The 6,816-nt window shown below is 71.2% G+C and carries 4 protein-coding genes; 1 reads left to right on the top strand and 3 read right to left on the bottom strand.

The annotated features are described in order from the left end of the window. The first annotated feature begins 308 nt into the window (after positions 1 to 308). Positions 309 to 1,697, top strand: a complete 1,389-nt coding sequence (locus ACWDNY_RS15075) for a hypothetical protein (protein WP_451646177.1) — start codon at positions 309 to 311, stop codon at positions 1,695 to 1,697. Positions 1,698 to 1,724: 27 nt separating this feature from the next. Here ACWDNY_RS15075 and ACWDNY_RS15070 read toward each other — a convergent pair whose 3' ends face one another. The 3 genes from ACWDNY_RS15070 to ACWDNY_RS15060 form a co-directional block, all read right to left on the bottom strand. After that, on the bottom strand, positions 1,725 to 2,900 hold the full coding sequence (locus tag ACWDNY_RS15070) for an amidase domain-containing protein (protein WP_451646176.1): 1,176 nt from the start codon (positions 2,898 to 2,900) through the stop codon (positions 1,725 to 1,727). A gap of 109 nt (positions 2,901 to 3,009) precedes the next feature. Continuing rightward, positions 3,010 to 4,287 (bottom strand): hypothetical protein, encoded by a 1,278-nt coding sequence (locus ACWDNY_RS15065; RefSeq protein WP_451646175.1) that lies wholly within the window; start codon positions 4,285 to 4,287, stop codon positions 3,010 to 3,012. Positions 4,288 to 4,353: 66 nt separating this feature from the next. Further along, positions 4,354 to 6,564, bottom strand: coding sequence for a transglycosylase domain-containing protein (locus ACWDNY_RS15060; protein WP_451646183.1), 2,211 nt, complete (start codon positions 6,562 to 6,564; stop codon positions 4,354 to 4,356). Between the last annotated feature and the right edge of the window lie 252 nt (positions 6,565 to 6,816).

The raw sequence follows: 6,816 nt of genomic DNA, 5'->3' as shown, positions 1-6,816 counted from the left end.
CGGACGGTTTCGAACCGCCGACATCCTGCTTGTAAGGCAGGCGCTCTACCCCTGAGCTACGCGCCCGAGACGAGTGGACAGCCTACATGCCCCCGGCCGCTGCCCCGCAAACGCGTGGGCCGGGCCGCCACCCACGACGTGGGCACGGCGCGCGGGCGAGGCCGCGGAGCGGCCCGCGAAGGCGCCCGCCTGCCCGCTCCCGTGCCCGGCGACGGCGGTTCCACGGTCCGCACGCGAACTGACCGGCCCGTGTGTTCGTCCTGTACGGGTGGGAGAATGACTGCACGCTCACAGCACGGGAGAGGGATGTGACGGCGACACCGGCGACACCTTCGCGACCGTACTCGCCGTATCCGAGGCCCCGGGGCGCCTCAGCCGCCGTTCGCGACGTCCTGGCCCTGGCGGGCCTGCCCCTGCTGGCGGCGCTCGCTCTGCCCGCCGCGTTCGCCGGCGGCGGCACCCGGCGCTGGTTCGGCGGGGGGCGGGCCGAGAGCCAGCGGGCCGAAGCGCAGGCCGCCAAGGACGCCGCCGCGGCCGCGTTCTACGAACTGGACACCGCCCAGCGGGACCTGCGGATCTCCATGGAGACCATCGCGGCCGTCGACGACTCCCCCGCCGCCCGCCGGGCGGCCTCCGGCTTCGAGGAGTTCGGCAGGCGCATCGACGAGGTCAGCGGGCGCTACATCCAGGCCGTCGACGCCCACGACCTGGACCGGGACGACCTCGACGCCTCCGTGGCCGCCCGGGCGCGCACCGAACTGACCGCCGCCAGGGACGAACTCGTCCGCGTCAAGGGGGAGCTGGACCGCTTCGCCGCCGGGCTCGGACCGCTGCTCGGCAAGGCCGAGACCCAGCTGGCCCGGCTGGCGCCCGCCGTGGAGCGTGCCCGCCAGGCCCTCCTCGCCGCGAGCGGTGCTCTGGACGCCGTACGCGGCACGGGACTTCGCGCCGACGACCTCGCGGCCCGGCTCGCCGCCCTGTCCCCGGAGCTGACCAGGCTCAACCAGGGCGCCGGACAGCACGGCGTGCCGCAGACGCTGGAACGGGCCGAACGGGTCGCGCGGGAGGCCGAGGCGATCCGGGTGGAGGCCGGACGGCTGCCGGAGCGGGCCGCCGAGATCGACCGGAGACTGGTGTCGCTGCGGACCCGGGCGCAGGCGCTGACCACGCGCGCCGGGCAGGTCGAGCCGGTGCTGAGCGAGCTGCGGCGCCGGTTCACGGCCGCCTGCTGGCAGGATCTGCAGCACGTGCCCGAGCAGGCCGCGGAGCACGTGCGGCAGGCCGAGCTGAAGCTGAAGGAGGCGCGGGAGGCCCGCGAGGCCCAGCGCTGGGCGGACGCGACCGCGCTGCTGTCGACCGTACGGGCGCTGCTGAACGTCACCGACGAGGCCGTGTCGGCCGCCGGTGACCGCCTCACGCGGCTGGAGGCGGTGCGGAAGGACCCGGAGCGGGAGATCGGGCGGACCCGGTTCGCGATCCGGGACGCCCAGCGACTGGCCATGGCGGGCCGGACGACGCCCGATCCGCGGCATGCGCGCCCGCTGGACGACTGTGTGGCCCGGCTGGACCGTGCGGTCGCCGCTCTGGAGGGCCGCCACCCCGACTACTGGCACTTCCTGACGGAGACCGAGGCGGTACGGCGGACGGTGGCCGGCGTGGTCGCGCGGATGAGGGAGGAGCGGGGAGCCGGCCACTGAGCCGGCCCCCGCCCCGTACGGCACCCGTCAGGTGCGGTAGGCGTAGTACGCCGCGGTCGGGTACGAGGCGATGATGCTCGCCACCGACCTGTTGTAGGTGTTGGTGGAGTGGTACGTCAGGTACGGCACGCCCTGGGAGCTGCGCGACGTGACGATCATGCTGTGGTCCTTGGACCCGTCCTTGTTGAAGTCCACCTGGAGCACGTCACCGACGTCCAGCTGGTAGACGTTGGCGAGGCTGGTGACCCGCTTGGAGGACAGGGCGAACCACGAGAACTCGTTGACGCCGACGAACGAGTCCGACTGGATGTCCGCGGTGCCGAACCACTTGTGGAAGTCGTACGTGTAGCCGGGCACGTGCTTCCAGCCGCCGGCCTTCAGGGACTGGCTGACGAAGTTGGTGCAGTCGCCGCCGGCCCCCACCCCGTTGAAGTCGGGGTAGGCCGGGTTGTAGTTGTTCCAGTACTTCGTCGCGTACGCGGCCATGGCCTTGTAGTCGTAGCCGCTGGCGGAGAAGTTCTTCGGGTTGGACGGAGCGGGCCGCGTGGTCGCCGAACGGGTCGCCTCCGGCGGGTTGTCGTCGTCGGCGGCCGTGGTGGCGGCCACGGACGGTGCGGCGACCTGGTTGACCGCGACGCCGTCGTCGGTGTCACGGATACCGGTCAGCTGCCAGTCGCCCTGCTGGTCCGCACTGAACGTCAGCTCGTGGTGGGCCTGGAAGCCGGTGGTCTTCGGCTCGTTGCCCCTGACCTTCTCGTACGTCAGCGTGGTGGTCTCGGTGACCGCGACGGTCGCCTTGCGGCCCTTCACGCTCGTGGCGTCGAGCGTGACGCTGGTCGTCGCGGCGCTGTACTTCTCACCCAGCGCCGCCAGGCGCGACTTGCGGCCGCGCAGCTGGGACAGGGCCGAGCTCTCGTTCTTCGACAGTTTGGAGGACAGGCGCACGTCGCCGGAGAACCGGGACGTCTGCCGCTTGTTCTCCTTGGCGCCGCCGTCCAGCAGTGCGTCGGTGCGGTCGGTGAAGACCGCGTCCGCCAGCCGCTGGAAGGTCGCCTTGGTCGCCGGGTCCACCGTGGGGTCGTCCGTCACGGCCGCGCCCGCGCTCCAGTTGGGCACGAGGACCGCGCCGGCGACGACCGATGCGGCGGCCGCGGTGACTATGCTCGCGCGGCGCCCCTTACGGCTCAGTTTTCTCGATTTCAATGATGTTCCCCTCTACGCCGGTACACCGATACCGGGGAACCGCATCTTCGCACGGCCCGAGGGGTGGTGGTGAAGGGGGATGCGCAAGGGGATCAGGTGAGTTGGGCTGTCACTTCACCACCGTCGACCAGTCCGGAGACTGTGCCGGGTCGAGGCTGCGCAGGCTCTGCAGGGTTTCGGGCTTCTGCACGTCGAGCCAGTCGGCGAGCTCCTTGAAGGACACGCACTTGACCTCCGTCTTGCTGCAGACCTTCTCCACCACCTGGTCGACGGCCTTCATGTAGATGCCGCCGTTCCAGTCCTCGAAGTGGTTGCCGATGAACAGCGGGGCCCGGCTGCCGTAGTAGACGCGGTTGAATCCGGCCAGGTACGAGTCGACCGTCTGCTGCTCCCACTGCGGGTACTTGGCCGGGTCGCCCTCGGTCTCGCCCTCGGACTGGTTGTAGAGGAAGTTGAAGTCCATCGACAGGCCCTGGAACTTGCCGTTCTCGTAGGGCAGCATCTGCAGCGGGAAGTCCCATATGCCGTCCTTCTTCACCGGCCATATCTGGAAGTCGCCGGCGGAGCTGGCGTCGTAGCGCCAGCCGTAGCCCTTGGCGGCCTTCAGCAGGTTGGCCTGTCCCTCCAGGCAGGGGGCACGGCCGCCGGTGACCTCCTTCCTGAAGTCGAACGGCAGCGGGGCGATGTCGGTGTAACCGGTGTTGGTCTTCCACTTCTCCACGAAGGAGTAGAACTGGTCGATCTCGCTCTTCCACTCCTCGACGCTCCAGTCGCCGCCGCCCTTCTCGCCGCAGAAGTGGCCGTTGAAGTGGGTGCCGATCTCGTTGCCGTCCTCGTAGGCCTGGCGCAGCTGCTCCAGTGTGGTGCGGATGTGCTCGTCGGTGGGGTAGCTGATCGCCGCGGAGCCCACCGGGTGCTGGGGCGGGTGGTAGAGGTCCTTCTTGCTCTTGGGCAGCAGGTAGATGCCCGTGAGGAAGAAGGTCATGTGGGCGTCGTACTGCTTGGCCAGCTCGCGGTAGTGGGAGAAGAGGTGGTCGTCGCCCTCCAGCGCGCCGTCCCAGGAGAAGACGACGAACTGGGGCGGCTTCTCACCCGGCTTGAGCGGCTCGGCCTTCAACTCGTCCTGCTGCGGGCCGGTGTACGAGGTCGAGCCGTCCCCGAGCACCTTGGTCCTGCCGTCCCACTCGGGCTCCTTGCCGTCCTTCGACGCGGAGTCCCTGCCCTTGCCGGCGGAGGCGGCGGGCGCGGTGTGGTCGGAGCGGGTCAGCGCGAGGAAGCCTCCCACGAGCGACGCGACGACGAGCAGGGCCGCAAGGGTCAGGAACTGGGGGTGGGTGGTGCGGCGGGGTGCGCCGACCTTGCGGCGGCGACCGGATGTCGACTTCATGCGCGGCTCAATCTGGGAGGTGGTCTGGTTGCGGGGCGGGTGCTGTGGCGCGGTGGGGGCCGCCGGTCAGCCGAGGGGTCCGGTCGCGCCGGCCCAGATGCGGTACGGGACGCTGTCGGCTCTCGTGCCGGCGATCCCCTCCAGCGGCAGCGGTTCGAGGCTCTTGGCCAGATCGATGCGGTAGACGACGACCGCCGTCGACACGGACTCGCCGGTGCCGACGTACCAGGCGGCGGTGTCCTTCTCGTTGGTGCCGGCCTTCCCGGCGGCGCCGGCGCCGGCGGTGGCGGGCGCGTCGGCCGGGTGGGCGCCGCGGAAGGAGTCGGTGAGGGCCTGGGTGACCTGTTCGGCCACACGGGGGTCGACGGCCCGGCGCCTGTCCGGGGTGTCCAGCGGCACGGCGGAGCCGTTGCGGGTGACGCGGCGCACCGAGAAGGGCTCGGTGTGCCGGCCCTCGGCGGCGAAGGTGGAGTAGCCGCTGGCCATGCGGATGGCGCTGGGTGTGGAGCTGCCCAGGGAGAGGTCGGGCACCTGCCGGCCGACGCTGGAGGGGAGCAGTCCGGCGGCCACGGCGGTCTCCTTCACCTTGTCCAGGCCGGTGTCCATGCCCAGTTGCATGAACGGCGTGTTCACGGACTCCGCGAGGGCCTTGCGCAGGGTGATCGGTCCCCAGGACTTCTTGTCGTCGTTGTGGGCGGCGACCTTGCGGCCGCTGCGGTCCCAGTAGGGGCCTTCCGGGGTGGTGACGGGCACGCCGTCGTCGCCGTCGTAGACGGACTCCGGGGATATCTGCGTGCGGGGCTCGTCGCGCCGCTTGACCACACCGTGTTCGAGGCCGGCCGCGTAGACGAACGGCAGGAACGCCGAACCGGCGGGGACGGTGGTGGCGTTGGACTCGTTGTAGCCCTGCTTGCGGTGGTCGGGTCCACCGTAGACGGCGAGGATCCGGCCGTCGGCGGCCACCGAGGCGGCGCCGTAGTGGGCGGTCCCCGCCGTGCCGGGGTCACTCTTCAGGGCCTTCTTGCGGGCGCCGGTGACGGCGTCGGTCAGGGCCTTCTCCCGTCGGCGGTCGAAGGTCGTGTAGATCTGGTAGCCGCCGAGGTCGAAGTCCTTGTCGGAGATGTCCGCCGCCTTCTTGGCGTACTGCGTGGCGAGTTCGACCAGGTAGTCGCTCTGCTGACCGGTGTCGTAGAGCGGGGCGGTCTTCAGCGGCTCGGGGAAGGTCCGGTAGGTGGCGCGCTCGGCCGGCGACAGCTTGCCTATCTTCACCATCCGGTCCAGGATCCAGGACCAGCGCTCCACGGCCCGCCGGTGGTTGGCGGGGCTGAGGGTGGGGTCGTACAGGCCGGCGCCCTTGAGCAGGGAGGCGAGGAAGGCGGCCTCGCCTGCGTTCAGCTTGCTGACGTCCTTGCCGTAGTACGCCTGGGACGCGCGCTGGATGCCGTAGGTCCCCCGGCCGAACCAGCTGGTGTTGAGGTACCCCTCGAGGATCTTGTCCTTGCTCATCTTGTTGTCGAGCTTGAGGGAGATCATCGCCTCGGTGAACTTGCGGCTGAGGGTGCGGTTCTGGCTCAGGTAGACGTTCTTGACGTACTGCTGGGTGATGGTGGAGCCGCCCTCGGTGTCACCGCTGCCCACGGTGCGCAGCAGGGCGCGCGTGATGCCCTTGGCGGAGATGCCCGGGTCGCTGTAGAAGCTCTCGTTCTCGGCCGCGAGCACCGCCCAGCGCACGTCCTCGGGTATGTCCTTCAGCGGCATCGCCTGCCGCTGGACCCAGCCGGTGCGGGCCATGGGCGTGCCGTCCGACCAGAAGTAGACGTTGTCCTGCTGGGTGGCGTAGCTGTTCAGGTTCTCCGGTATGTCGGTGGCGGCGTAGGCGACGGCCAGGAACAGCGCGGACAGGCCGGTGGCGGTCAGCCAGGCGCCCAGCCACTGCCGCCAGGAGGGCACCCAGCGGCGCCAGCCGGCGCGGCCGGGGCGCGGATAGGCCGGCTTCAGCCGGCGGGTGTACGGGGCGAGTCTGCGGGCATACGGTGCGAGCAGGCGGGTGAGCGGCGCGCACCGCGCGGCGACGACGGCGAGGAGGGGGGCGAGGCGGCCCTGGGGGGAGGGGGCCGCGTTCCTGCGGCGGTCGGCGCGGCCGCCGGTCACCGGCTGCTCGATGACGCGCAGTTGCATGGTGGCGTCCGCGGGCGGGGGCGGTTCCTGCGCCTCCAGCCGTACGGTCTTCAGCTGCATGGTGGCGTCCACCGGCAGCGGTTCCACCCTGAGCTGCATCGTGACGTCGGGCGCGGGTTCCTTCGGCGCCGGCTCCTGCTCGGACGTGACGTCCTCCCCCGGGTCGACGGCGGGAACGCCGCCCTCCGTCCGGCGTTGCCACTTCGGCGCCGCCCGGCGGCCGCGCGGCCTGCGGCCCTCCTCCGGCGCACCGGCCCCCTGGTCTGCCTCGGTCACGACTGCGTCTCCCTCCGCACTCCGTGTTGCTCGCACGGGTAGACACAGCTGCCGCTCAAGCGGCCGCCAGCCCCC

Source organism: Streptomyces sp. NPDC003697 (genome assembly GCF_053587115.1).
Note: the sequence above shows the minus strand (reverse complement) of the source record. Positions and strands in the feature narration are given on the sequence as shown.

Excerpts from the sequence above, each read along its gene's own strand:
- ACWDNY_RS15065 (WP_451646175.1), bottom strand. The coding sequence starts at position 4,287 with ATGAAGTCGACATCCGGTCGCCGCCGCAAGGTCGGCGCACCCCGCCGC.
- ACWDNY_RS15060 (WP_451646183.1), bottom strand. The coding sequence starts at position 6,564 with ATGCAGCTCAGGGTGGAACCGCTGCCGGTGGACGCCACCATGCAGCTG.